The 25,078-nt window shown below is 44.3% G+C and carries 24 protein-coding genes; 14 read left to right on the forward strand and 10 right to left on the reverse strand.

The genetic code is table 11. From position 1 onward, the window contains the following. Nucleotides 1–2: 2 nt before the first annotated feature. From J2T20_RS15395 to J2T20_RS15405, 3 genes are all read right to left on the reverse strand, one after another. Complete coding sequence (locus J2T20_RS15395; RefSeq protein ID WP_307589770.1) at nt 3–776, reverse strand: ABC transporter ATP-binding protein; 774 nt, start codon at nt 774–776, stop codon at nt 3–5. Between the two features lie 143 nt (nt 777–919). Next, nucleotides 920–2,188, reverse strand: a complete 1,269-nt coding sequence (locus J2T20_RS15400; RefSeq protein ID WP_307589771.1) for a HAMP domain-containing sensor histidine kinase — start codon at nt 2,186–2,188, stop codon at nt 920–922. A 2-nt stretch (nt 2,189–2,190) separates the two neighbouring features. Next, the gene (locus J2T20_RS15405) at nt 2,191–2,874 is read right to left on the reverse strand and encodes a response regulator transcription factor (RefSeq protein WP_307589773.1); all 684 of its coding nucleotides are present in this window, start codon (nt 2,872–2,874) and stop codon (nt 2,191–2,193) included. Nucleotides 2,875–3,119: 245 nt separating this feature from the next. Here J2T20_RS15405 and J2T20_RS15410 point away from each other — a divergent pair, with 245 nt between their 5' ends. Then, on the forward strand, nt 3,120–3,233 hold the full coding sequence (locus J2T20_RS15410) for a DUF3918 family protein (RefSeq protein WP_307589853.1): 114 nt from the start codon (nt 3,120–3,122) through the stop codon (nt 3,231–3,233). Between the two features lie 58 nt (nt 3,234–3,291). After that, on the forward strand, nt 3,292–4,068 hold the full coding sequence (locus J2T20_RS15415) for an alpha/beta fold hydrolase (protein ID WP_307589774.1): 777 nt from the start codon (nt 3,292–3,294) through the stop codon (nt 4,066–4,068). 13 nt (nt 4,069–4,081) lie between these two features. On the opposite strand, the gene J2T20_RS15420 is transcribed toward J2T20_RS15415, so the two are convergent. The 7 genes from J2T20_RS15420 to J2T20_RS15450 all read right to left on the reverse strand — a co-directional run bounded on the left by J2T20_RS15420 (nt 4,082) and on the right by J2T20_RS15450 (nt 13,589). Then, nucleotides 4,082–5,677: an alkaline phosphatase family protein gene (locus J2T20_RS15420; RefSeq protein WP_307589775.1), complete on the reverse strand. Its 1,596-nt coding sequence runs from the start codon at nt 5,675–5,677 to the stop codon at nt 4,082–4,084. A 91-nt stretch (nt 5,678–5,768) separates the two neighbouring features. After that, nucleotides 5,769–6,572: an ABC transporter permease gene (locus J2T20_RS15425; protein WP_307589777.1), complete on the reverse strand. Its 804-nt coding sequence runs from the start codon at nt 6,570–6,572 to the stop codon at nt 5,769–5,771. Next, a complete protein-coding gene (locus J2T20_RS15430; protein ID WP_307589779.1) occupies nt 6,556–7,212 on the reverse strand; it encodes an ABC transporter ATP-binding protein in 657 nt (218 codons plus the stop codon). The genes J2T20_RS15425 and J2T20_RS15430 overlap by 17 nt, the downstream gene beginning before the upstream one ends. Before the next feature lie 27 nt (nt 7,213–7,239). Next, nucleotides 7,240–7,548 carry a PadR family transcriptional regulator gene (locus J2T20_RS15435; RefSeq protein WP_307589780.1) on the reverse strand — a complete coding sequence of 103 codons (309 nt, stop codon included), beginning with the start codon at nt 7,546–7,548 and terminating at the stop codon, nt 7,240–7,242. A gap of 116 nt (nt 7,549–7,664) precedes the next feature. Beyond that, nucleotides 7,665–9,254: a 2-hydroxyglutaryl-CoA dehydratase gene (locus J2T20_RS15440; RefSeq protein WP_307589782.1), complete on the reverse strand. Its 1,590-nt coding sequence runs from the start codon at nt 9,252–9,254 to the stop codon at nt 7,665–7,667. Between the two features lie 29 nt (nt 9,255–9,283). Continuing rightward, nucleotides 9,284–12,742 carry a BadF/BadG/BcrA/BcrD ATPase family protein gene (locus J2T20_RS15445; protein ID WP_307589784.1) on the reverse strand — a complete coding sequence of 1,153 codons (3,459 nt, stop codon included), beginning with the start codon at nt 12,740–12,742 and terminating at the stop codon, nt 9,284–9,286. 298 nt (nt 12,743–13,040) lie between these two features. Beyond that, nucleotides 13,041–13,589, reverse strand: coding sequence for a DUF6385 domain-containing protein (locus tag J2T20_RS15450; protein ID WP_307589785.1), 549 nt, complete (start codon nt 13,587–13,589; stop codon nt 13,041–13,043). A gap of 188 nt (nt 13,590–13,777) precedes the next feature. Here J2T20_RS15450 and J2T20_RS15455 point away from each other — a divergent pair, with 188 nt between their 5' ends. The 12 genes from J2T20_RS15455 to J2T20_RS15510 are packed head-to-tail and all read left to right on the forward strand — an operon-like array spanning nt 13,778 to nt 25,040. Beyond that, nucleotides 13,778–14,788, forward strand: a complete 1,011-nt coding sequence (locus J2T20_RS15455; RefSeq protein WP_307589787.1) for an NAD-dependent 4,6-dehydratase LegB — start codon at nt 13,778–13,780, stop codon at nt 14,786–14,788. Next, a complete protein-coding gene (locus J2T20_RS15460; RefSeq protein WP_307589789.1) occupies nt 14,785–15,966 on the forward strand; it encodes a LegC family aminotransferase in 1,182 nt (393 codons plus the stop codon). The genes J2T20_RS15455 and J2T20_RS15460 overlap by 4 nt, the downstream gene beginning before the upstream one ends. Further along, nucleotides 15,959–17,119, forward strand: coding sequence for a UDP-N-acetylglucosamine 2-epimerase (neuC, locus tag J2T20_RS15465; RefSeq protein ID WP_307589790.1), 1,161 nt, complete (start codon nt 15,959–15,961; stop codon nt 17,117–17,119). Before J2T20_RS15460 ends, neuC begins: the two co-directional genes overlap by 8 nt. Beyond that, nucleotides 17,116–18,195 (forward strand): N-acetylneuraminate synthase, encoded by a 1,080-nt coding sequence (gene neuB, locus J2T20_RS15470; protein WP_307589791.1) that lies wholly within the window; start codon nt 17,116–17,118, stop codon nt 18,193–18,195. The genes neuC and neuB overlap by 4 nt, the downstream gene beginning before the upstream one ends. Before the next feature lie 26 nt (nt 18,196–18,221). Then, nucleotides 18,222–19,250: a nucleotidyltransferase family protein gene (locus tag J2T20_RS15475; RefSeq protein ID WP_307589792.1), complete on the forward strand. Its 1,029-nt coding sequence runs from the start codon at nt 18,222–18,224 to the stop codon at nt 19,248–19,250. Further along, nucleotides 19,247–20,158: a Gfo/Idh/MocA family protein gene (locus tag J2T20_RS15480; RefSeq protein WP_307589795.1), complete on the forward strand. Its 912-nt coding sequence runs from the start codon at nt 19,247–19,249 to the stop codon at nt 20,156–20,158. Before J2T20_RS15475 ends, J2T20_RS15480 begins: the two co-directional genes overlap by 4 nt. After that, nucleotides 20,155–20,862 carry an acylneuraminate cytidylyltransferase family protein gene (locus J2T20_RS15485; RefSeq protein WP_307589797.1) on the forward strand — a complete coding sequence of 236 codons (708 nt, stop codon included), beginning with the start codon at nt 20,155–20,157 and terminating at the stop codon, nt 20,860–20,862. The genes J2T20_RS15480 and J2T20_RS15485 overlap by 4 nt, the downstream gene beginning before the upstream one ends. Further along, a complete protein-coding gene (locus J2T20_RS15490) occupies nt 20,855–21,685 on the forward strand; it encodes an SDR family oxidoreductase (RefSeq protein ID WP_307589799.1) in 831 nt (276 codons plus the stop codon). The genes J2T20_RS15485 and J2T20_RS15490 overlap by 8 nt, the downstream gene beginning before the upstream one ends. Continuing rightward, the gene (locus J2T20_RS15495) at nt 21,679–22,002 is read left to right on the forward strand and encodes a hypothetical protein (RefSeq protein ID WP_307589800.1); all 324 of its coding nucleotides are present in this window, start codon (nt 21,679–21,681) and stop codon (nt 22,000–22,002) included. Before J2T20_RS15490 ends, J2T20_RS15495 begins: the two co-directional genes overlap by 7 nt. Further along, a complete protein-coding gene (locus tag J2T20_RS15500; protein WP_307589801.1) occupies nt 21,999–22,334 on the forward strand; it encodes a hypothetical protein in 336 nt (111 codons plus the stop codon). Before J2T20_RS15495 ends, J2T20_RS15500 begins: the two co-directional genes overlap by 4 nt. After that, nucleotides 22,318–24,216: a motility associated factor glycosyltransferase family protein gene (locus J2T20_RS15505; RefSeq protein ID WP_307589802.1), complete on the forward strand. Its 1,899-nt coding sequence runs from the start codon at nt 22,318–22,320 to the stop codon at nt 24,214–24,216. The genes J2T20_RS15500 and J2T20_RS15505 overlap by 17 nt, the downstream gene beginning before the upstream one ends. Beyond that, a complete protein-coding gene (locus J2T20_RS15510; RefSeq protein WP_307589804.1) occupies nt 24,213–25,040 on the forward strand; it encodes a tetratricopeptide repeat protein in 828 nt (275 codons plus the stop codon). The genes J2T20_RS15505 and J2T20_RS15510 overlap by 4 nt, the downstream gene beginning before the upstream one ends. Nucleotides 25,041–25,078 lie beyond the last annotated feature (38 nt).

Below are 25,078 nucleotides of genomic sequence, written 5' to 3' on the forward strand. Positions count from 1 at the left end.
TCCTACCACCCCAACTCTGCTAAAAAGGATTGTAACTGCTTCTGCCGCTCCGGCCCGCTATCCTCACTATACGGGGTGAGATGAAGCTCTCCTACCATAACGCCATCCCGTAGATAGAGAATTCGGTTGCCTCTTAAAGCAGTTTTTACATCATGAGTCACTAATATGATGCTCTGTCCACGCTTATTCACCTCTGTTAGGACACCAAGTACACTTGCTCCCGAGGCACTGTTGAGTGCTCCCGTTGGCTCATCAGCGAACACTGCTTTAGGGCTGTTAATTAATGCTCGGACAATTCCTGCACGCTGGGCCTCTCCCCCTGAGATTTGAGCCGGGAACTTACCCCATAGGGATGCATCCAGTCCTACCTCGCTTAGTAACTTCTTGGCCTTTGCGATCGCCTGAGTCCTATCCTTTTGCACCAGATATGCACTGGATAACACATTGTCGAGAACACTCATAGTGTCAAGCAGATGGATTTGTTGAAAAACGAACCCACAATTTTTCCGCCGAAATATGGCTAGCTGATCATTGCTTAATCCGGTGATCTCCTGTCCCTCAAAAAAAATATCTCCTAGTGTCGGTTTATCCATACCGGAAATCGCGTAAAGCAGAGTGGATTTACCTGAACCGGAGCTGCCCATGATGACAGTGAAATCTCCTTTGTAAAGAGTCATATCCAGATTCTTCAGCACATGCTGCTGAACACCTCCATGCGAGAAGGTTTTTCCGAGCTTATTGGTTTGCATCAGCACTTCTTTATTTGAATCATTCATAGAAGAACACTCCATTTACGTCATTCTCATTATTCGGCAACCATTCTGCCAGTTTAATAATGGATGCAACCGATACTTGCGATTGCAATCCTATCGTACGACGAATGTTCTTAACGTGTCTTTGTGCGATCCTTAACGATTTCTTAACTTTTACCGGCGAGCGGGATCAACAGTTTCATTGTAAAACCATCCTGACGGTTAATGCCTATCATATCACCTTGCATCTTCCGCAGCATGTACCGCGAAATATAGAGTCCAAGTCCCGAACCGCTCTGGGCTCCAACCCTACTTCCCCTAAAAAACTTATTGAACAGCAGCGGCAACTCTTCATCAGGAACTCCGGGTCCATAATCCATAATATCTACCTCTAGAAAACCCTCTCTAATCTCAGAGATGATATCGATGGAGGTTCTGGCGTATTTCAATGAATTATTCACTACGTTATCGATAACCTGCTGCAGGCGTAAGGAATCTACAGATATAATGCACTCCGGTATGGTTCCAACCTTAATATGTTCATAATAATTGGCATTGCTAATAACAGCGTCCAGTAGACTACTTAACTCATCTGTTACATTTACCTGCAATTCATTCAGTTCCTCCATGGTGGCGTGGAACATGTCCGTCACTAAATGATCAATCTGATCGGCTTTGGAATAGAGCGTGTTCAACTGACGGCTGTTCTTCTCATCCGTAGTCTTAAGGAGCATCAGCTCTGTGATGGCCTTGATTGAGGACACCGGCGTTCTGATATCATGGCTAAGGGTGGCGACTAGCTCCTTCTTGCTCTTGTTAGCCAAATATTCGTTGTGCCGCGCTGCTGCCAATTCTTCTCTCATCATGTCAAAACTCTCGGTAAATGCACCAAACATATGATTGTGATCCATCTCAAGGGGGATATTTAGATCTCCCTTAGCAATATGTCTTGCGAATAGCTGCATTTTACGAAACGGCCGGAAGATGGTTCGATCCAAATATAGAATAAAAACGAGACAGAGCAGGAACAACATTGCGATGGATGCCGCAAAAACAAGCGAAAATTGCTGCTTCAACTTCAAAAAAACGTTGTTATAATCATTATTTATAATCACTTTCCCTACGTGCTGATCATCCACGACTATGTCGATCAAGGTATCACGATTATTAATCGCCTCATTGACTGTGACAGCAATTCCAGTCTTCGTTTGATACAAAAGGGTTCCTGATGCATCAATGATTGCGAAATCATAAGGGGTATTACCATATTCATTCCCTTTCAAAGCTCCCCAGTTCTGCACTGTAAGCTTTACAATACCATTGATAGCAATCCTATCGGTTGAGGCCCCTTCCTTCACATTCAAAAGCAGGAGCAAATAGGCAGTACTTGTAGCCAGAACCGCAATTAGCAGAACAATCAGCAGTTTCTTCAGCATCGTTATTTATCCTCAAAGGCATAGCCGATGCCCCATATCGTTTTTATGTATTGGGGATCGTTGGGATTGTGCTCGATCTTTTCACGCAGATGCCGGATATGTACGTTTAATGTGCCGTCTCCTGCGAATACATCACCCCATACCGCAGTAAATAACTCTTCTTTGGGAATCACCCTATTTTTGTTGAGGATGAAATAATTGATTAATTTATATTCCATTGTTTTCAGCTTGAGAGGCACACCGTTCAGACTTGCTCTTCGCAGGTCCGGATTAATCTGTACAGGGCCACCTTGAATGAGTGCGGGCTCGGTCAAGGCTTCATTGCCGCAACGTTTCAGTACAGCCTTGACTTTAGCAAGCAACACCCTAAGTGTGTAGGGCTTATTAATATAGTCATCTCCACCAATATCAAGAGCAATGAGAACGTCATCCTCACTGGAGCGAGCACTTATGAACAAAATAGGAATACCTGTAGTTTGCCGAAGCTCCTTGCATAACTGAAAGCCCGATTCTCCGCCCAGATTGATGTCAAGCAGGAGCATAGACACAGTATTCTCCCGCAAAAATTCCCGACATGCCTCAGCGCTTGTAACAAAAGCCGACTTAACATCAAACAGATTGAAATATTCACAGGTCGTCTCCGCCAGCTCGATTTCATCATCCACAATCAAACAGTCATATCTCATTTATTGTCTCCACTTCAAGGGTTAATGTGATCTCTCTACTATGAGGACCATTCTACAGCAAATTAAAAAGGCTGTCCTCTATCCTCTTTGGATGATTATGGAGCAGCCTTTCATGAATGAAGAGATCAGATCATAAGCAAAATAAAGATCGTATCGTATTCGAACAAATTCAGTTGAAAAGGTGGTGAGTAAGTATGCAATGGATGCGATTCTTAATGAGAGGTTTAACTAATCGAAGAACTGTTATGTCTATATTGGCCTTAGGAGTTGGAACAGCTGCCTATAGCATGTCACGGCGGCGTAATTTCAACGGAAAGATCCGGCGTCAGATGATGCAGCCTATCCGAAGAATCTTCTAAATACACATTTGGTTTGATTGGAATAAATAGGGTTAAGGTGAAGAAGGTGAGGGATCAAATGTCCCAAATCTATATAAATGGATACAGCATGTATTACACGGATCGCGGGCAAGGAACTGCGATCCTTTTCATCCATCCTCCTGTGTTAACAAGCTTGAATTTTCAATATCAGATTCAGGAACTGTCTGGGAAATTTCGAACGGTTTCTTTTGATATACGAGGCCATGGTAGAAGCGAAGCTTCAAAAAAAGAAATTACCTATCCGCTAATTGTTGAGGATATCCGTCAGTTGATGGATGAGTTGAAGATCGAAAAAGTATTTTTGTGCGGTTACTCGACTGGCGGATCGGTTGTACTCGAGTTTTTGTTAACTTATCCCGATCGGGCATCAGGAGGTATTGTGATCGGTGGCATGTCGGAAGTAAGCAACAGTAGGTTAAGAAATAAAATATTGCTCGGGCGCATCTTATCCAAATTTGGCGCAGTCGGTACGATTGCCCTATCCGTTGCTTGGTCCCAAGCGAATAAAAAGCTGTCCTTGTTTCGGTCATTGTTTAACGATGCCAAAAAAGGAAACACCAAAAACGCCGAGCAGTATTATCAATATAGTTTGCATTACAACTGTACCGCACATTTGGGCAATATACATCTACCCGTCTTGCTGGTTTACGGAGAGAAGGACACACTGTTTCATCCATACGCCCAGCTACTGCATCAACGACTGCCTAAGAGTGAACTTGTTTTTGTCAAAAATACCAAACATCAGATACCGACGAAAGCTTCAGCCAAATTAAACGAACTGATTGAGCAGTTTGTTCATAGCTGCAGCCAATAATATAAGAAACCCTTTATTGAGCTTTCATTGTCAAAAGGTCAAGCAAATAAGCTTTTAAATCAACAATCCTTAAATATTTTGGTTTTTGATTCGTTCCGCTAATGATTAGGGGAACAAGTGATTCTGTTTTACGAATGGAACCGTGAGCACCACCGTTTATATGGGTGGGGGAGCTTCTATCCACTAATTCATATCCTGGTTTTGCCGTGACTACCAAAAATTTACCTTGGTGCGAATGAAGTGCCCCTGACAATCGCTGCAATACATCGGGATACTGACCGTAATCCAACAAATGAGCAGCAGCATTGACCTTGATATCCAACACTTCGCTGTCCTGTTCAACCGTCCACGATTGTTTGTAAGAATCGGTAAGATTTCCCGACGCTTTATACTTGAGCTGCTTGGCTGTTGATCCTTGGATTGCGTATATCCATTCCTTTTCTTTCCATGCGATAAAATCAATCCTCGGATCTTTTTTCAATACATTTGCCACATCTTTAAGCGAACGATCCGCTTTTAATGTGTACACATAGGCCAATGTTTCATTGACGGCGAGAATGATTTCAGTTTCCTTGGATACATTTTCACCGGGTCGTAAAACTCGGTCAGCTCCCAACATAGAGGGCAGATCAATAACCGGATTTTGTCCAGCAGGCAGGACTTTGGTCATTCCACTGTCCCCTACAATGATAATAATCGCGTCTTTTATTGCTTTTTCCGGAGAACCAAATGTTTGCAACAAAGCTTGAAGCTGCTTATCTAATTCTTTGACCCCATTCATTTCGGTGGGGCCTTTCTTGTGTAACTTTTTATCTAAATCGGGTAGATACACATACAAAAAATCCGGCAATTTTTTAGCTTTAATCAAATATTTAACGGCCTCTAAAGCGAAGCTATTATTAATTCCCAATCGGTTCGTAGGACCATCGCGTAAATTTTCAATCCCTTCAAACGGATTAGATAATGAACCTAAGGACAATAAATCCGGTCCTTTCACTTGTAATTTTTTCGGTAAGGTAGTAGGCCCTTGAATCCATTCAGGAATCGACAACGTATGATCGGATGCCCCTCTGTAAATCAAGCCGTTAATTGAACCAGACTTTAACCCATGCCGCGCTAAATCCTCATAGATCGTGGGCAAATTCGGGTTTAAGTGACTCCCATTCAAATGGATCAGTGCATTGGCTAGAACCGGACTAATACCGTGTCTAAGCACTTCCATTGGTCCTGTTCCGTAATTGATTATTTTCTTGTTCTCTGCAGAATACCAGGTCAGACCTGGAACATGGTGAACATCCGGGTATTTACCGGTAAGCAGTGAGCTGTCGATTGTGACGGACATCGTGGGAAAAGAACTGACTAGGTCTTTATAATATTGCCCATGTTGGATTAGGAATTGAAAAGCGGGAAGTTTTTGCTCCTTAATTCCTTGGTCGATTGCCTGAGACATTAAAGAATCTGCCACCAATAAAATTACTTTTTTTCTATTCTCTCCGTTAGCGGATTTTATTTGCAGCAAATCTTGTTCTCTAGGTTTCTGATTCTGGCATCCACAAATCAGAATCAATGTAAAGATCGCCGGTAAAATTCGATTCCCTTTTTTCCGCATGACAGTTCACCTTCTTTTATATACATTTTGTCGCGGAAATACAAATGTTATCCAAGGGATTATTTGTAAAAAATCCGACCCATGATTCCACTCAGCGTTGAATTTTTCCTGATCCCTCTAAATCAAGCTGACTTCGGTGGTTAAAGAATGTCCGATACCCTAGCTGCACGAAGAGGATCACGGAAAGTGAAACACTCCCGACAATTCCCAGCATGATGGCAATTTGATATTCCACAGCTACGATTGGAGATGTCCCTGACAAAATTTGTCCCGTCATCATTCCTGGTAAAAACACGATACCCATACCAACCATTGAATTAATAGTGGGCAGCATGGCAGAATCAAATGCCTGATTCACAATATTCCGTGCCGCTGCTTTCGGCTTTGCGCCGAGCATGAGTGCAGCTTCCACTTTATCCTTTTGAATGTGCATACCTTCGATCAGGGAATTCACACCTAGGGCAATTCCTGTCATCGAATTGCCAACGATCATACCGGCAATTGGGATGACATATCGGGGTTCGTACCAAGGTTCAAGTTGCAATACAATGAATATAAAAAAGATGAGGCTGACCAAAATGCCTGAAGTCATCGAAAAAGCAATAATTCGTTTCATAGCATAGGACAAATTCCCTTTTGCTCGTTTGATGATCGTGCGGATGGAGAAAGCAAGCATCGTTGCCACAAGCAGCAAAGTATAAACAGGATGCGTGTATTTAAAAACATAAACCAGTAAATATCCAACCAGAATTAATTGTAGGGTCATCCGAATAGAAGCAATGAATATTTCCTTTTCGCGCGGGATACCTCTAATTCGAACGATCACAACCAATATAAGCACGAACAAGTATGCTGCGAACAGTTGCCAAAATAACAAATCAATCGTTCCGTTCACTATAAACCCTCCCGTCCACTTGCGGCATTCCATCCTTTATTTCAATGATCAAATCAGCGTATGTATCGGCGATGCTACGGGAATGAGTGATTATGACCAGTGTTTTACCGTTCTCTCGAATAAATGCTGTCAGTCGCTGAAACACCTTATTTGCAGTATCTTCATCCAGCGCAGATGTCGGTTCATCCAGAAGCAGCGCCATAGGATTCATCAAAACAGCCCTTGCAAGAGACAACCGCTGCTTTTCTCCACCGGAGAGATTCTCTGCGTCTTGAGCCAAACCTTTCTCCAGACAAACAAGATGAAGCGCTTGCATCAACCGTTCATCCGATGCTGCAGGTTTATCCGAAAAAGATAGTCCGATTTGCAGGTTATCTCCCACTGTTCCTTTGAACACGATTGGAGCTTGCGGCACCATCACCACATTTCGCCTCCATTCAATAGGATCGGTTTCGCTCAGAGGACACTGATCAAACCAAATTTCGCCCTCGTCCGGGCTGTCCAATTGGTTTAACAATCTAAGTAAGGATGTCTTTCCGCTGCCGCTTTCTCCTACAATGCAGGTTATTGTATTCCTAATTATAGTTAATTCCGGGACAGACAAAATCCCTTTTACTTTTACACCCTTTAATCGAAACATCGTCAATCACTCCTTTCGATCAGCTGATTAGTTCTCTATCTCCTTAAACAGCTCATATGCTTTGCTACGCGCTTCAGCAAGGACTTGATTGCCACTTTCAGTTGTCCGGTAATATTTGCGGATTTTCCCACCGACATTCCGATCCTCTCTTTCCAACAGACCACTTGTCTCCATGGTTCGCAGCAAAGGATAAAGAGTTCCAGCACTCATTTTATATCCGTGTTCTTGCAATTCGTCCAACATCCACGAGCCAAAAATCGGCTCCTTTGCAGCGTGATGGAGGATATGAATTTGAATGAACCCAAGAAATAATTTTCTGTAGATTTGTTCTTTCAAAAAGTTGCTCACCGCCATCGATTGTCGATATCGAAATTCAATATTGATGATACCTTAATAACTGTGAGTGTTCAACTAATTTTGAAACAAAGCCAGCATTGTGAAACTAACTCATCTTACCGACGTAAGCCATATACCCCATTGGCCGCCGTGCAAGCGACCACATGACGACTTGTTTGTAGCGGTCGGGCAAATTGCTTAGAACATTGCTTATTCTGTAGTTGACCAACGGTTAAGCCTTTTTCTAATAAGGCTAACTCAAATTCCCGCTGCGCAGCCTGTTTCGCCTTATACAGCATCATTTGCACTCGACTGTAGACGTTAATCGCTCCATCTCCTGTCGTTTCAATGGGCAGAAATATGGCATTGGGGTATTTTTCGATGATCAGGGATTGCACACCATCGGAAACACCGGAAGAAGGCATGCATCCGAAAGGCTTTACAGAAACAGTCATGTTTACTTTCTGCTTGACTACGTTCAGGATCAACTTTCCTACTTCCATATGCCCCTCTCCGCCGCGCAAATGATTATTATAGTGTTCATGTGCGACACGGGCTATCTCATCCATATCGGGCAGATGGTAATGATACAGACCGATGGTTTTGGCATACGATTGAAAAATCATTCGGAGGGTTCGATCAGCCAATCCTAACATACGCAGACGCAGGAACGTATTCTTCCCTTTCAGACCGTTTTTTCCGGAATCCGCTTCCCGTAGTTGCATTCTCTTTATGGTGTCGAAGCGACCTGCCCAGATAAGGAACAAAATCCAAGCCGTCACGGACTGCACTTCCACTTCGGCTCCCTCGTTCTCTAAAAAGCGCTGTAACTGATAGTTGCCGTCTCCCTCGGTTGTCATCGCCCAAAACTCTCCTATGATACTTACCTTAGGTTTGACTCTGGTACGATCCACCTGAACGCTCTCCAGTTCCCTACGGCATCTGATCAACGAGGGTCTAAGTCGTTTGCGCTCACTCAGGGCTTCATAGATATGCTGCTTGCTCCGCTCCAGTGCGGCGTCAGTTGACCCGGCTTCTACCTCATAGGGACGGATACGGTAAGCCAAGGCATTTAAGATGTCTCCCAAAACAACGGCTTTCAGAATGCTAATAAAAAACGACGTGTCCAACTTAAGCGCCGATTCCCCGCCAGATGCCTGTTTTAGTCCATCCGTTTGTTGAAACAAAAGCACTCGAAAACCTTCAAATCCTGCATCGCGCAGTGCCTTACGGTACTCTGTGGCATAAGCACCGAAACGGCAGGGACCGCAGGAACCGCTAGTCATAAACAAGTAATTCCCGATGATCTCTTCCTTTGATATGCCTTCCTCATCACGAAGGTATATCAAATATTTAATTAAATTGCCTACCGTAAAGTAGGTCGGGTTACACTGCCCACGGTTGCCGAATTCTTTACCATAGCGAAGTGACTCATTATCTGGGCATTCCATATGCTGTACCCGATACCCTAAACCTTTTAATGCTGCCTCTACCAAATAATCGTGACTCATCGACAATCCCCCAAACAGAAGAGTTATATTGGGTTTGTCTTTGGCTAAAAACGGACGCGGAACTGGATCGAACCACTGGGTCTTCTTATCTTGATCTAAGCCTAAAGCTATTTCCTGCTCCTTCTGAAAGTTCAATAGAATATCATCGAGAGAGGAAACGGCTTCGGTACTATTTTTTCTTTTGACAACAACCATTGATTTACTCCTTCGTTCAGTTTAATAGGTTAAACAGCTCCAGCTTGTTCACTTTGTTTACTGCCTAGCAATTCAGCGCATTTTTCCTCCAGGCGTTGCTGTAACTCCACTTTTTTACGAGCCAAATCCTGCAGACGTTCTTCATGAAGCCCCAGACTGTGTGCATACGTTTTGACACGGATTTTGATCGAACCACTTGGCTTATTAGCATCAATATCATGTAACGTCGAGTATGGGGTGCCAACGGCTGAGATAATCGAGTCGATCAATCCATAGGTAGGGGCATCATGTCCACATTTGAAGCTGGACAAGTCCAGCACCGCCACATTAGGATGGCGTGCAGCGAACTTGGCCGCCCAAACTTTCTGAGCGCTGTTGGAACTGAAATTTTCCGGCCAGACATCTCCAATTTCATGTACGTGCTTCACTCGTCCGCTCTTTAGATCTTCACTAAAAAACCGGAGCAGCCACGCCTCGTCCTTGGGAATGGAACGTATGGACAAAATGGGGTAGCCCAGCACCTGAAATTCTTCAAGCACGCCGTGATTCAACCCCGGATCTGAATGGTAGGGACGTCCGATCATCAGAATGGCGAGGCGATTTTCCTGCTCAACCTGCTCCAAAATTACGCGCCCTTTCTCTTGCATCTCCTTATCAAACAAGTTCAATGCCTTCCAGCCCTGCTCTATGGCAAAGTCGCTTTCATCCTCTGTAATCTGTAACTGTTCGACAAAGGCTTCATACAATTGCTGCTTCATCAAGTTCGATTCCGTGAATGTAACAGCTGGATCCAGATAGACGATTCCTCTCGCCTTAAAGAAATCCACTTCTTTGGTAAAGGCTGCTTTGATCACATTTGGAGCACCGGCCACAATAGGACAACTGGTTGAATCACTTACATTGTTCAAATAGGTCGGAATATGAGTGATGCACGGAAAGAAAATGTAATCCAGCAATTCTTTCTCATGACACTTAAACAACAAGTTGTGCACATGAGCCTGGGCCACTTTGGAGGGGTAACAAGGATCAATAGAGCCGTATTTACCACCTTCCTGCCACATTTCCTCACTCGTATGATCGCTAAACACGATATTTCGCTCATCGATACCCAATGTTTCAAAATAGGTCCGCCAAAAGGGTGCTGTCGACCACATGTTAAGTACCCGGGGAATCCCGATACGAATTCGACTGCGCCGCTTTCTTGCCTCCGCGGAAGAATGTTCAAACTGTCTCTGATTTCGCCGACTGCCTAGCCCAAGCCAACCATTTTTAAGTCTGACATCATTCATTAACTGCTCCCGTTTGGGAAAAGGTTCTACATCATAAAAATGTTGAAACATGCGGCGAGCCTCATATTCAACTAGATTGGGATAGTTTTTTTTCAATTGCTGGCGCTGCTTTGTTATTTTAACGACCAACGCCTTGTCGTCAACCGTTCCCTTTTCGCAAGAGAACCCGGAAATGTATCGAACGGTTTGGCCGTCCGGCGTTTCAGAATCAACAAAGGTACGGCTGCAGTGGTTGGGACAGAACTGGCATCGGGTCGACTCGTCGTTACGGCTTATATAACGAAGATCTATAGCGGCATCCAGCCCTAAAAAGGTGGAGTACCCTCGTCGATTCACTACGCGTAACGTCTCCAAGGCCGTGCCGATCGCACCCGCTTCTCCCGAATGGGGATGGACATAAACTTCAGCGTCAGGAACCCGCTGTTTGATATAATCGACCTGTGCCTTCACCGCAGCCAAGTTATACTGGGTTCCTCCCTGCAGAACAAACTTGCGGCCAAATTCAGCCATACGCGGAATCTGCACTACATATTGCCATACGTTTTTCGGCAGAACGTGGGCGATCCCAGCGAGTAATTCCTCCTTGGAATAACCTTCTTTCTGAAAATTTACCCGATCCGCGTCCAGGAATACGGCACATCCATAGGAAAAATTAGGGCTCAACTCCGCACTGAAGGCTGTATCCGCATACTCTTGAACCGGAATACCGAACTGATCGGCCATCGCCTGCAGCAGCATCCCGTTCCCGGCAGAACATTGATTGGACAGCTTGAAGTTACGAATATCCCTGTTTTTCAGAAACAGGACCTTAATGTCCTGCCCCCCAATGTCACAGATCACATCGATGTTACCGAATTGTTGAACGGCACTCATCATATGCGCAACGGTCTCCACGATGTTAACATCTGCCTTTAGCGTCTTCTCTAAAACATCTGCGGCATACCCCGTAGCTCCAAAGCCGATTATTTCCACATTAGCGTCCTGCAATTTATCTCGCATCCGCGATAATATTTCTTTAGTATCTTCAATAGGATTCCCTTTGGAAAGTTGATATTCTTTCAAAAGGATCTCTCCTCGATCATCCATCAGCACGGCTTTAGATGAAGTAGATCCACCGTCAAGACCGATTACCGCTCTCAACTTCTGCCCTGGAGTGAAGCATGTCGGCTTGTAACTAGGGATGGTATAATTCCGCCGAAATTGCACCAGTTCATCCTCATTAACAACTAAAGGCGGGCCCGCTTTCTCACTCAGTTTAGCTTTCCGTCCGCCAATGATAAATTCCTTCAGACCCTGTAATCCCAGATATAAACCGACATCTTTGGATTCATGTAGTCCATAAAGGACTGCTCCGTAGGCTGCGTAATACTGCGAATGGTCTGGAACAAAAATCAGTTCCTCGAAGGACTTATCTTTCGGATAATCGTATCCGCGTTCCTGCCAAGTCTGTGGGATCCGCTTCCTCCAGCATTCCTGAAGGACGGTCAAATAGGTATTCGGACCGCCCAGCAAGAGAACACTGTGCCGAAGCGTATTCCCTCGAGTAAGAACGGAAAGATTCTGCATAACGATAGCATCTGCCAGCGAGCATATGATTTCTGTAGATGGCACTCCGCTTTTAACGAGATTCACAATATCCGTCTCAGCAAATACCCCGCACTTTGCAGCCACATGATGTAATTTCGAATCGTCAAAGTGAAGCTCTCCCGCATGATCAGCAGGTATACCCACTTTGATCATACACTTGTCGATCATGGCCCCGGTACCTGACGCACATTTGTCATTCATGGAGGTAAGGATTTGCTTTTGTCCTGTTTCCTCATTTTCCTTAAATATAATAATCTTGGCATCCTGTCCTCCAAGTTCAATTACACTACCAACATCAGCATGAAGATGCTCAACGGCCATCGTAACTGCATTGACTTCCTGTATAAATTTCGCTCCGATATGTGGAGCAATAGGACCGCTGCCTGAGCCCGTCGCAAACACACGGACATTTTCTTGATGGATACCCGGAAATTCGTCCGCAACGGCAGTTAACATTTCCAATACCTTCTCCGCCTGCTTCGTATGATGGCGTTGATAGTCCGACCAAAGGATTTGCCTGCTTTCAGGATTCACTGCTGTAACCTTGACGGTCGTTGAGCCTACATCAATACCAATAACTAGACAATCCTGACTTTGGATTATTTGACGCATAACATTACTCCTTATTCCAATTCAAGTACCACTTAGCTTATACATAAATTGTATTTTTTATTAAAATTGGTTTTTGGAGGAGGGATTATCGACGGAAAGATCGGGGTTATGGGCAAGTAAAGTTACACCGGTCTAATATTCCTCAGGTAATGACGTGAGCGGTTTATATGGGGATTCTTAACCATGGATTTTATATATTGAATGCACAAAAAAAAGTCTCCTTTGGTAAAATGGATGCTCGATACCTCCACTCTTCTAAAGAGATTTTTTTCTATGTACAATAATTGCTCAGAATTGTCTATACCCCTGCCGTGATTTTTCTTCGCGCAACTTTTTGCCAATAATGGTCTTGGGCCTGGAAGACAATGGATAGATGTGTAGATGTACCGGGAATAGCAGAACGATATAGAATCCTTATGAACTTTGAGAACCGCAAAGGTGTTACAATCTTTGTTTGTTTGGCCGGAATGATTTCAAGACCAATATCATCGGTAAGTGCCGAAGCATCAGGACCCATTTCAATTCTGACCTCTGCGTCGTAATCGCCTGTATTCTGAACGGAGTATACATATTGATTGGACAAGCTTATATTTTGCAAAGGGAGCGCTGTGAAATCAGCTCCTGTAACTACATTTTCTTTTTGCTCACGGAACCAAACCACTCGATCTATCGTAATTAATCTTCCCTTACGATCGGTAAGAATAGGTTTTATTGTGCGTTTGTATTTACCCCAAATTTGCGTTTTAGTGGCGTGTCGCGACTTTTGAAGCCCCTTCTTTTTGCGGGGGCGTGTTCTCTTTGTATTTTTACTGTTGCATTTGTTCTTTCTTTTATAACACGAGGACATTCTTATACCTCCCATTGCTTACATTACCCTATTTTATTCAGAAGAGATGAATTGTGATCGAGCATTCGAAAAAAATACCATTTTCTGGGCGAAATCAGAAACACTCACTATTCCTCTTACATCAACATATGCTGTAGTCACGCTCAACTTGTAGGATATCGATTAATAGACTACTGGAGGAAAATGCTGTGAATCTACAAAATAAAAAAATTCTGGTTACCGGTGCGGATGGCTTTATAGGTTCCCATCTTACTGAAGAACTGATCCGACTCGGGTTTGATGTAAAGGCATTTGTTGCTTATAATTCCTTTAATTCTTGGGGGTGGCTTGATCATTCACCAAGCGAGATCAGACAACATTTGGACGTCTTTTCCGGTGATATCAGAGATCCATATGGCGTGAAGAAAGCCATGAACGGATGTGATGTCGTTTTTCATTTAGCGGCTCTAATCGCAATTCCGTATTCTTATCATTCACCGGATACCTATGTGGATACCAATGTCAAAGGAACCTTGAATATTGTTCAAGCGGCTAAGGAGCTCCAGGTTGAGAAGGTGATTCATACCTCCACAAGCGAGGTGTACGGAACGGCCCGGTTTGTTCCCATGTCTGAAGAGCATCCGCTAACTCCTCAATCCCCTTATGCTGCATCCAAAATTGCTGCGGATCAAATAGCCCTGTCATTTTTTTATTCATTTGGCACACCCGTAAGTGTAATCCGCCCCTTTAATACGTACGGTCCCAGACAATCGGCGCGCGCCGTTATCCCTTCCATTATTACGCAAATTGCCAAAGGACAGCAGACTCTAAAGTTGGGTGCTCTCCATCCGACAAGAGACTTTAATTACGTTGCGGATACTGTTGCCGGATTTATTGCCATGGCTGAATCGGAGCGATCTGTCGGAGAGGTTATAAATATTGGCAGCAGCTATGAAATATCCATTCAAGATGTTATATCCATGATTTCAGAGATTATGGGGGTCTCTGTGAAAATCGAAACCGACACCACCCGAGTCCGGCCGGAGAAAAGTGAGGTTGACCGTTTATGCGCTGATCATACAAAAGCAAAAGACAGATTGGTCTGGAAGCCGCAGTATCACGGGCATGATGGTTTACGAAGTGGACTTATAGAAACGGTAGAATGGTTCCTTCAGCCCCGGAATCTGGAGGCTTATAAAGCGGGGATCTACAATATATGAACCGAAATCAGGAAATTGACTCCATAATAGAAGCCTTACAGCAGTTTTTTCCGGTTAAGAATAAGCCTTATCCATTACATGAGCCATTATTTGCAGGAAATGAGTGGGAATATTTAAAAGAATGCTTAAATACAAATTGGGTTTCCTCTGCAGGTCCTTTCGTAGACCAATTTGAACAACATTTGATTACTTATACTGGAATCAAGCATGCAGTAGCAGTGGTGAACGGAACAGCTGCGCTTCATATATGCTTATTGCTCGCTGGAGTCGAACCTGGTGATGAGGTATTGATTCCTTCATTAACTTTTGTCGCCACTGCGAATGCAGTTCGTTATTGCGGTGCAGTCCCCCACTTTGTTGACAATGAGCGAACAACCTTGGGACTGGATCCATACAAGCTAGGGGACTATCTAAAGGAAATAACGGAGGTCAAGGTTCGAGGCTGCTTCAATAAGCAAACGGGGAGAAGAATCAAAGCCCTCCTTCCTATGCACACCTTCGGCCACCCTGTAGATATAGAACCATTGGAACAGCTGAGCATCCAATATCAATTAGCCTTGGTGGAAGACGCCGCCGAATCACTCGGTTCTTATTATAAAGGACGACATACAGGTAGCTGGGGGATGGCAGCAGCGGTTAGTTTCAATGGAAATAAAGTGATCACTACAGGTGGAGGCGGAGCCATACTTACAAATGACCCAAAAATGGCTCAAATGGCCAAACATCTGACAACAACTGCGAAACTTCCACACCGTTGGGCTTTTGAACATGATCAAGTGGGATACAATTATCGATTGCCGAATATTAACGCAGCACTGGGATGCGCCCAAATGGAACAAATTGAAGAACGTATTGAACAGAAACGCAATCTGGCTAATCAGTACAGCACAGCTTTCAAGCAAATTAAGGCTGTACAATGGTTCGCTGAACCTGCTTCAGCCCGCAGCAACTATTGGCTAAATGTGCTGCTGTTGGACAACAGCTTTGAGACTCGCCGAGACGAAATACTAGACGCCCTGCACAATCATGGGTATTTAGCTCGTCCTGCCTGGAGGTTGCTTCATTCTCTCAAACCATATCTGCACTGCCCCCGTTCAGATCTAACTGTAGCAGAGCAATTGGAACGACAAATCATTACTCTGCCGAGTACACCGGTTCAAGGAGGGTCTCATGAGTGAACGTAAATTATGTGTTGTTACTGGGACTAGAGCGGAATATGGGTTACTGTATGGTCTTTTAAAAGAGATTGAACAGGACCCCACCTTTCAACTGCAGCTTATTGCTACTTGTATGCATTTGTCACCTGAATTCGGCATGACTGCTCAGGTCATCGAATCCGACGGTTTTTCCATTCAGGCTAAAGTAGAAATGCTCCTGTCCAGTGATACTCCGGTAGGTGTTGCCAAATCAATAGGCTTAGGTGTCATTGGATTTGCCGACGCCTTCGACCATTTACGGCCGGATCTGGTTATTTTGTTCGGAGATCGTTATGAAATACTAGCTGCAGCCCAAGCCGCACTAGTTGCTAAAATCCCGATTGCCCACATCGGTGGCGGTGATTCGACAGAGGGTGCATTTGACGAATCTATCCGCCATAGCTTAACTAAAATGTCGCATATTCATTTTGTAAGTCATGCTGGCTCTGCGGCAAGAGTGCGCCAAATGGGTGAAAATCCAAACTTCATTTTCACGGTCGGAAGTCCAGGGATAGATCAAATTAAAAGCTTAAAGCTGTTAACCCCTGACGAGCTTCAGCAAAGTCTCGACTTCGAGTGGAGGGCTAGGAACATCCTGGTAACGTTTCATCCGGTAACGATGGAGGAGTTCTCGTCCACGCTGCAATTCAATGAGCTTTTACAGGCATTAGACCGTTTGGGACCTGAGCTTGGGATTTTGTTTACAAAGCCTAATTCCGATCCGGAAGGACGTCGACTGGCACAGATGACAGATGATTACGTCAACACACATCCCAATGCGAAGGCATATACTTCATTAGGCCAGCTTCGATATTTGAGTGCCATTTCTATCGTTGATGCCGTAGTCGGCAATTCCTCAAGCGGGTTATATGAAGCTCCGTCCTTCCATAAACCCAGTGTAAATATCGGAGACCGTCAAAAAGGTAGAATATCCGCTACCTCTGTAATCCAATGCGCCGCTCAAGCGGACGACATTACAAAAGCTATCTTGAGGGCATTTGAATTAGACTGTTCTGAAACGACTAATCCTTACGGTTCTGGCGACAGCTGCAAAAAAATCGTAGCGCAACTGAAGCAAATATCAAACTACAGAACATTGCTAAAAAAACATTTTTTCGAGGTGGATACAAAATGACACCGTTGGACCGCGTCTATGTCATTGCAGAAGCTGGAGTAAATCATAATGGCTCCCTGTCCTTAGCCAAACAACTGATTGACGCCGCCGCGGAATCGGGGGCCGATGCTGTAAAGTTCCAATCCTTCAAAGCAGAGCAATTAGTAACTGCCTATGCACCCAAAGCTGATTATCAAAATAAACGGACAAGGGAGTCTGAGTCCCAACTGGCAATGTTGAAGCGTTTGGAGCTCGATGTGAAAGCCACTTCAGAACTAGCAGCCCATGCAAAAACAAAAAAGATCGATTTTTTTTCATCGCTTTTTGATCTGGAAAGTGTCGAATTGGCTTTACGCCTGGATTTCCCATGGATGAAAATTCCATCAGGGGAAATTACTAATGCCCCCCTGCTGCTGCAAGCCTCCCGTACAGGAAAGCCGGTTATTCTTTCAACTGGAATGTCCAATCTCGGAGATATCGAGAAGGCACTCGGAGTATTGGCTTTCGGTTATCTTCATATGGAGTCCCCCCCCTCTCTGGCCGCTTTTGAACAGGCTTATTCTTCAAACACAGGTCAAAGGATTTTACAAGAGAACGTACGGCTGCTACACTGTACTACCGAATACCCTGCCCCTTTCGGGGAAGTCCATCTTCGTGCGATAGATGTTATGCGAGAGGCTTTTTCGCTGCCCGTTGGTTACTCGGATCATACGACTGGGATTGCGGTTTCAATTGCCGCCGCTGCGCGAGGTGCAGTAATACTGGAGAAACACTTTACTCTAGACCGGACTCTACAAGGACCAGACCACGCTGCTTCTGTGGAGCCCTGTGAGCTTAAACTCATGATTACTTCGATTCGTGAAGTGGAAGAAGCATTAGGTTCAAAGATCAAAACCACAACACCCTCTGAGGGTCGTAATAAATCTATAGCTAGAAAAAGCCTGATAGCTTCCGTTGATATAGCTGCTGGAACGCTTTTCACAGAGGTTAATTTGACATGCAAGCGTCCGGGTATAGGCATCTCCCCTTTTTATCTCTGGGATTGGCTGGGCAAGCCTGCGGAGAGAGACTACCGCAAAGACGATGTGATTGAATAATGGACATGAACCCATGGAAAAAACTTATGACCCCACCGAAAGCCACCATTCAAGAGACCCTTGCCATTATAGAGTCCGGTTCATCTCAAATTGCTCTAGTGGTCAATGAACAGAATCGGTTACTAGGCATAGTCACTGATGGAGATATTCGGCGCGCGTTACTTAAAAATATCTCTCTTCAAGAGACCATTGATCAAATCATGAATGTTCAACCGATAACCATTCTGTCAACCATGCACTCGGATCAAGCGTTGCAATTAATGAAACGGAACCGGGTGCGTCATATACCTGTTGTGGACGAAAATTCGGAAATTCAAGGCATTTACTACCTCGAAGAATTAGTAAAACCATCGTTGAAGGATAATTGGGTTGTGTTGATGGCAGGAGGACTAGGTAGACGTTTAGGGGATTTAACATTAAATTGCCCTAAACCTCTTATTAAAGTGGGTGCCAAACCCATTCTTGAAACCATCATTCAGCAGTTCATTGAGCATGGCTTTCATCGGTTTTACTTTATAGTCAATTATAAAGCTGAGATGATTATTGATTATTTTGGTGACGGTAGTAAATGGGGAGTCGAGATACGGTATATTCATGAAAGCAAAAGAATGGGTACCGCCGGAGGTCTGAAACTGATTACGGAGAAACTTACTCAGCCTATAATCGTCATGAATGGCGATCTGTTAACCAAGGTAAATTTCTGTCAGTTGGTACAATTTCATTCAGAACTTCAGATGCAGGCAACCCTGTGCGTGAGACCCTATGAGCTGCAGATTCCATACGGTGTCGTCAGGGTTAATGAGCATCGGCTGGTGGATATTATCGAAAAACCGCTGCATCAGTTTTTCGTTAGCGCAGGTATTTACGTACTGGAGCCGGACGTGATGAATTATCTTCCTGATGACAGTTTCTTTGATATGCCAGAATTATTCCAACAATTAATTGAAACAGAACAAGAAATTGCTGTGTTCCCCATCCGGGAATACTGGATAGATGTAGGGAAACTGGAGGATTTACAGCGAGCTGATGAGGAATATTTCAAGGTGTTTGTATGAAGGCGTTGGTAATCGGCTGCGGATCAATAGGCTCCAGGCATGCAGATTGGCTCTCTGATTTAGGCTGCCAAGTATCGGTTGTCAGCGGTCGCGATCAAGTTCCGTATCCTGTATATCCGTCTATTGAAGCTGCGTGCCAAGGCGGACCCTACGATTACACCGTCATTGCCACATCTACGTCTGATCATTACATGTCCGTAAATACGCTGGCCTTACACGAATTTAACGGAATTCTTTTAGTAGAGAAACCTTTATTCCATACTGTAAAATCGTTGCCGGAGCATGCTTTTCAGTCGGTTTTTGTCGCCTACAATCTTCGCTTCCATCCCATCGTCCTAAAGCTTCGTGAATTGCTGGAAAATGAAAAGGTGTTGTCGGTTCAGGTTTATGTGGGGCAGTACTTGCCCGAATGGCGTCCGCTGAACGATTACCGCCAGAGCTACTCGGCAAGCAAATTCGCCGGTGGGGGCGTGTTGCGGGATTTAAGCCATGAACTGGATTATATAACCTGGATTCTGGGTGGCTGGAAAAGTACCGTTGCGGTAGGTGGCCACTACAGTAGGCTGGAAATAGACAGTGACGATGTGTTCGGAATTATGCTGCAAACCGATCATTGTCCGGTCGTTAATATTCAACTCAACTACCTGGATCGGAAGTCGCGGAGAGAACTCATTATCAATACCAATAATGCGACAATAAAAGCAGATCTCATTCTAAATACCCTTGAAATGAATAAGGACATTTACAGCTTTGAGATGGAGCGCGATTATACGTATCGGACCTTACATCGTTCGCTGCTGCAGGGTAAACATGATGTGGCTTGCACGGCTAAGGAAGGCTTGGATGTGCTCCATTTGATAGAGGCCGTTGAAATGTCCGCACAGCGGAAGGTGTGGGTGGATCGATGAAACGATTATGTACGATTTGCGCCAGAGGTCATTCTAAGGGAGTTCTGAATAAGAATATCCGTGTAATAGGGGATAAACCTCTTTTAGCCTATAGTATTATTCAGGCGAAGGCCTCAGGCATGTTCGACTGTATCGCAGTAAGCAGTGACTCTTCTGAGATTCTGGATACCGGCCTGCGCTGGGGAGCAGATATTTCCATTAACCGCCCCCCTGCTCTATCCTCGGACAACGCTCCCAAAATCCCTGCCATCCGGCATTGCTTAGAAATTGCTGAACAGACAACCAACATCAAGTTTGATGTCATTGCAGATTTAGATGTTACATCTCCTTTACGGGAAGCGCAGGATATTCAAGGCGCAATCCGGCTGTTGATAGATCATCAGGCTCCCAATGTAATCACGGGTACCCCCTCTCGCCGATCTCCTTATTTCAATATGGTGGAGGTTCACGAAAACGGTGAAGTGCAAGTATGCAAGCCGCTAGATCGTCCATTCGTCCGCCGGCAGGATACCCCCCTCTGCTTCGATCTTAACGCTTCCGTTTATGTATGGAGGCGTGACTGCCTGCTTGATAGCGACAGTCTTTTCCACCCACAAACCCTCCTATATACGATGCCCATGGAACGATCTATCGATATTGATTCAGAATTTGACCTGGAATTGGTTTCTTTGCTCTTGGCGAAAACGGGTGAAAAGCATGGTTAACCACCACCCCTTTACAGATAAGTTTAGTTTACATGGAAAAACGGCTATCGTTACCGGTGGTGTCGGAATTCTCGGCAGACGCTTCTGCAGTGGCCTGGCTGAGTTTGGTGCCCAAGTGGCCGTTGTCGATCTGGATGAGCAGGCAGTTTCCGGTTTTGCCGCAGAGCTACAGAAGATGTATGGTGTTAAAGCATTAGGGGTTGGTTGTGATGTGTCTTCCCTTACGCAGGTTCAAACCATGATTCGTAAAGTGGTTGACGGTCTGGGCGGGGTGCATATTCTACACAATAATGCTGCGAGTAAATCGGAGAATTTGGAAGCATTCTTTGCTCCCTTTGAAGACTATTCGTTAGAGCAATGGAGAGAAATTATGGCTGTGAATTTGGATGGTATGTTCCTGGTTGCACAGGCTGCTGGCAAGCAAATGATTGCCCAGGGAAGTGGCGGTAGCATAATTCAAACCTCCTCGATTTACGGAATTGTCGGTCCCGATCAACGAATATATGAAGGGTCTAAATACATGGGGCGGCCAATTAACACACCGGCAGTTTATTCTGCTTCCAAAGCTGCCATTATTGGGTTGACCCGACATTTATCAGCTTATTGGGCCCATTATGGAATTCGGGTCAACAATTTGATACCTGGAGGGAATGAAAGCGGCCAAAATGACCAGTTTATAACCCGTTATTCAGCCCGTGTACCGATGGGCAGGATGGGTCAGCCGGATGAAATGGTCGGAGCTCTGATTTACTTGGCCTCCGATGCATCCAGTTATGTCACGGGACAAAGTCTGATCATTGATGGAGGTCTTAGTGTATGGTGAATTATTCAGTTGAATTGGAGCAAAGGTTACTTCGAGCGTTAGAACGATCTATGGAGAATAATGCAAATAACGTAGAACGGGAAAGCAGATTTAGGGATTTAAGAGAAATGAAACGGCTGACGAAAGAGATGCTGCTGGCGTCTGAATCTCTTCGGGCAATGTTCTGGACTAAAGAGGAGTTGGAGGAGTTGCAGTATGTAAAGGACTTCTATGAGTACCGAATCCAGAACATGATTCGCTGCACCTTAGCTAACCTGGAATGGTATGGTCAAGAGGGATGGAAGGACTTTAAAGGAGAAGGGGGCGATTCCATATGATCAACCACTTCTGGTCTGAACCCTCTTGGGAGCCATGGATACAAGCACTGAAGAAAGCTTCAACTGCTTGGCGGCAAGGAGATGATCTAGTGGGGTTAGCCTCTTTGCAAATCGCTCTATCACAGTTGGAACAATGGTCTGACATTCAATTGGATCAAAAAGACGCGGGCAACGGAAATGAGATTACCATTTTCTTATCCATACTGCGTGATTTACATCAACATCTGTTGAATACCGATGTAATTGCCATAACAGACTTAATTGAATCGAAGATCCTCCCTTTCTATGGGGATATGAAGAATAGGGTGAATCCAATTGAATCCACAATTTGAAAATAACATACGATTTTTATCTCCAAATCTAAGAACCACGCTGCTGAATATAACGGAAGATGAGCTTTGGGGAAAAATAAAGCTGGAGCATTCCACGGATGGAAATCCGATATTCCATTGGGCCGAACACGATAAAAGCTATCAATTAACCAGTATGAATCCAGTTAAAGAGGCTGAAGAGTGGTGCGGGCAATTACAGCTTGAACAAGCAGGTTGCCTAATGGTTTATGGCTGCGGGTCGGGATATGCCTTATTGGAGCTGTTTAAACGAAAGCAAACGAATACGATTGTGATGGTGTTCGAGCAAAATATTTATATTTTTGCCGCAATGCTGCATTACTTTGATTTTGAACCGTTGTTTGCAACGCAAAAGTTCACATTTTTCATCGGAAATACTGAGGATTTCAGCGCTGAATTTGATCGTTTGTTATGGACGGACGTGTTTTTATATTGCACAGCTCCTTCGGTTGCCTTTACGCCAATTGCACAAAGGCAAATGAAACAAGAGTATTTGAATATACACAAATACATTTTCGAAACGATGAGCTTGAATATCTTTTATATCGGTAACGACCATAATGATTCATTATTAGGGTTTCATAATTTGATTGCCAATGCACTGGAAGTCGTCCGAAACCCTTATTTAAGCAGCGTAACGAATAAGTATATCAATGTTCCCGCCTTTATTATCTCCAATGGCCCGTCACTCGACAATAATATCGCGGATTTAAAAAAAATCCAGGGCAAAGGATTAATCCTCAGTACAGAGTCGGCCACCCTCCCTCTTATGAAACAGGAAATTATACCCGATGCCATTTGTATTATCGAACGCACTCCACTCTCCTATGAATATCACTTTGAAAATCGTTCATATTCTGATCAGATTGCCTTATTATCCTTGGCTGTCATAGACAAACGTATATTTCCTGCATTTCCCGGCCCGGGTGTCCCCATATTCCGAAATACGGAAACTATAAATAATTGGTTCAATTACTGGCTAGGAGACGGTATAGGAATTAACGCAGGTGCCAGCACCTCACATTTAGCTTTTCAAGTGGCTGTGGAATTGGGGGCAAACCCTATTATTCTTGTCGGGCAGGACTTTGCTTTCGGTCCAGGCGGGGTTACTCACAGTAAAGATGCGATTTATTTAGATGAAAAAGGGAAAGCATCAGGGGATCGCATAAAAGCCATGAAAGTGGTTCAAGTGGAGAGCAATGAGGGGACGATGATCCCTTCCAACCGGCTCTGGGCTGATTTCAAGCAAGGTATGGAGCAAAAAATAGCTGCAGTACCCACCATTACTGTGATCAATGCAACTGAAGGCGGAGCCAAAATTCAAGGAACGACATATATGCCCCTGTCGGAAGCGATCCAGCAATACTGCACACAGCCGCTCGAACGCCGGATCAATGAATGGCTCCTCCAAGCAAATGAGGGCATTGATATACAAGAAAGACTTCAAAGGCTAACCCTTTTTATCGCAGAGATTGAAACATATACCCATATTTTTCGCCGATTGTGCCAAGAAACACTAAAGCGAATCGTTATTTGTAAAGAGATGATAGAGTTGTCTCAAAGGGAGACTGAAACTGATCAAATTGAAATAATGGAGCAGCAGTACGATAAAAATTTTAATCTGATTCATGAAATCATAAAGGATAACATAGTATTATGTTTTGTTCAGCAGGTTCTGGTCGGTGGATTCCATCAAATGAATCAACTTGGTTTAATTGACTCCAAAGTAAAAACCGAAAAAGTGTTTCAAATCCACCTTGACCTGTTCCACAACATTAGTCTGATCTGTCAAAGCATGGTCGTCAATTTTGAGATGGCGGCTGAAAGATTGACTTCCGAATGGAATAAGGGGTTGAAAGAATGACTCAAATAGAGGAATTAGAGAGGGCATTGAACAAATTGGATACTGACCCGTTCAATCCGGCACTACTTCTGAAGGTTGGAACTCTACTCTATCACATGAAAGACTTGACTATGGCGCGTAAATTTATGGATAGAGCTCATCAATTAGATCACAAAGAGGAAGAGTTATTACAGAAAATGGCCTTGGATATGTATCGTAGCCGTCAATGGGAGGCTGCAGCATTTTTGCTTAAAACCATCAATAAATTCAAACCAGATAATGAATCCATCAGACACTGGCTGGGAGATTGCCATTTTATGCTCAGCCGTTATGATCAAGCTCTGCATATGTATACCGAGGAGTGGAACGATCTGCGTACGCCCCTCTTCCCTTCGACTGCTCGAGCATTGCAGCAGGAACAAAGGCTGGAACTAGCGGTTTGGCAGGCACTTTGTCAGTACCGCATCCGTTCTTTGGACTCATCAAGCGTTCTGGTCGTCTCAAACAGCAGCGGAAAAATAATGAGAAAGCTTTTGAACTGGGGGGCCTCTGCCTCACTGATTACCATAATTACTGATGGAAGACTTTGGGGAACACACCCCTTTTTATATGAAAATAACCGTTTCGATTTGATTATCACAGAGACATTCTCAGGCCAGAATGATGCAACGGATATCCAACAGCAGTTGGCTGTTTCGAATAGCTTACGAACGGACTCCGGGCTGCTGATTCATATTCATTATGGTGAAGAGTTGCAGCCCGATCAGGAGGATCCGACGGACACCTTCCCTTTTACCGTCACTTGCATCGTACGAAATGTCAAACAGGGGGTTTCTCAAAAGTAGATTGAATGCACAAAGAAACCTCTCCTTTTGAAATGGCG

The organism is Paenibacillus wynnii (assembly GCF_030812855.1).
GTDB classification, from domain to species: Bacteria; Bacillota; Bacilli; order Paenibacillales; family Paenibacillaceae; genus Paenibacillus_AQ; species Paenibacillus_AQ wynnii_A.

Bases quoted from the DNA above. Each gene is read 5' to 3' on its own strand.
- J2T20_RS15460 (WP_307589789.1), top strand. From the start codon at position 14,785: ATGAACCGAAATCAGGAAATTGACTCCATAATAGAAGCCTTACAGCAG.
- J2T20_RS15420 (WP_307589775.1), bottom strand. From the start codon at position 5,677: ATGCGGAAAAAAGGGAATCGAATTTTACCGGCGATCTTTACATTGATT.
- J2T20_RS15430 (WP_307589779.1), bottom strand. From the start codon at position 7,212: ATGTTTCGATTAAAGGGTGTAAAAGTAAAAGGGATTTTGTCTGTCCCG.
- J2T20_RS15490 (WP_307589799.1), top strand. From the start codon at position 20,855: ATGGTTAACCACCACCCCTTTACAGATAAGTTTAGTTTACATGGAAAA.
- J2T20_RS15395 (WP_307589770.1), bottom strand. From the start codon at position 776: ATGAATGATTCAAATAAAGAAGTGCTGATGCAAACCAATAAGCTCGGA.
- J2T20_RS15405 (WP_307589773.1), bottom strand. From the start codon at position 2,874: ATGAGATATGACTGTTTGATTGTGGATGATGAAATCGAGCTGGCGGAG.
- J2T20_RS15415 (WP_307589774.1), top strand. From the start codon at position 3,292: ATGTCCCAAATCTATATAAATGGATACAGCATGTATTACACGGATCGC.
- J2T20_RS15400 (WP_307589771.1), bottom strand. From the start codon at position 2,188: ATGCTGAAGAAACTGCTGATTGTTCTGCTAATTGCGGTTCTGGCTACA.
- J2T20_RS15495 (WP_307589800.1), top strand. From the start codon at position 21,679: ATGGTGAATTATTCAGTTGAATTGGAGCAAAGGTTACTTCGAGCGTTA.
- J2T20_RS15510 (WP_307589804.1), top strand. From the start codon at position 24,213: ATGACTCAAATAGAGGAATTAGAGAGGGCATTGAACAAATTGGATACT.
- J2T20_RS15440 (WP_307589782.1), bottom strand. From the start codon at position 9,254: ATGGTTGTTGTCAAAAGAAAAAATAGTACCGAAGCCGTTTCCTCTCTC.
- J2T20_RS15500 (WP_307589801.1), top strand. From the start codon at position 21,999: ATGATCAACCACTTCTGGTCTGAACCCTCTTGGGAGCCATGGATACAA.
- J2T20_RS15410 (WP_307589853.1), top strand. From the start codon at position 3,120: ATGTCTATATTGGCCTTAGGAGTTGGAACAGCTGCCTATAGCATGTCA.
- J2T20_RS15445 (WP_307589784.1), bottom strand. From the start codon at position 12,742: ATGCGTCAAATAATCCAAAGTCAGGATTGTCTAGTTATTGGTATTGAT.
- J2T20_RS15480 (WP_307589795.1), top strand. From the start codon at position 19,247: ATGAAGGCGTTGGTAATCGGCTGCGGATCAATAGGCTCCAGGCATGCA.
- neuB (WP_307589791.1), top strand. From the start codon at position 17,116: ATGACACCGTTGGACCGCGTCTATGTCATTGCAGAAGCTGGAGTAAAT.
- J2T20_RS15475 (WP_307589792.1), top strand. From the start codon at position 18,222: ATGACCCCACCGAAAGCCACCATTCAAGAGACCCTTGCCATTATAGAG.
- J2T20_RS15450 (WP_307589785.1), bottom strand. From the start codon at position 13,589: ATGTCCTCGTGTTATAAAAGAAAGAACAAATGCAACAGTAAAAATACA.
- J2T20_RS15485 (WP_307589797.1), top strand. From the start codon at position 20,155: ATGAAACGATTATGTACGATTTGCGCCAGAGGTCATTCTAAGGGAGTT.
- neuC (WP_307589790.1), top strand. From the start codon at position 15,959: ATGAGTGAACGTAAATTATGTGTTGTTACTGGGACTAGAGCGGAATAT.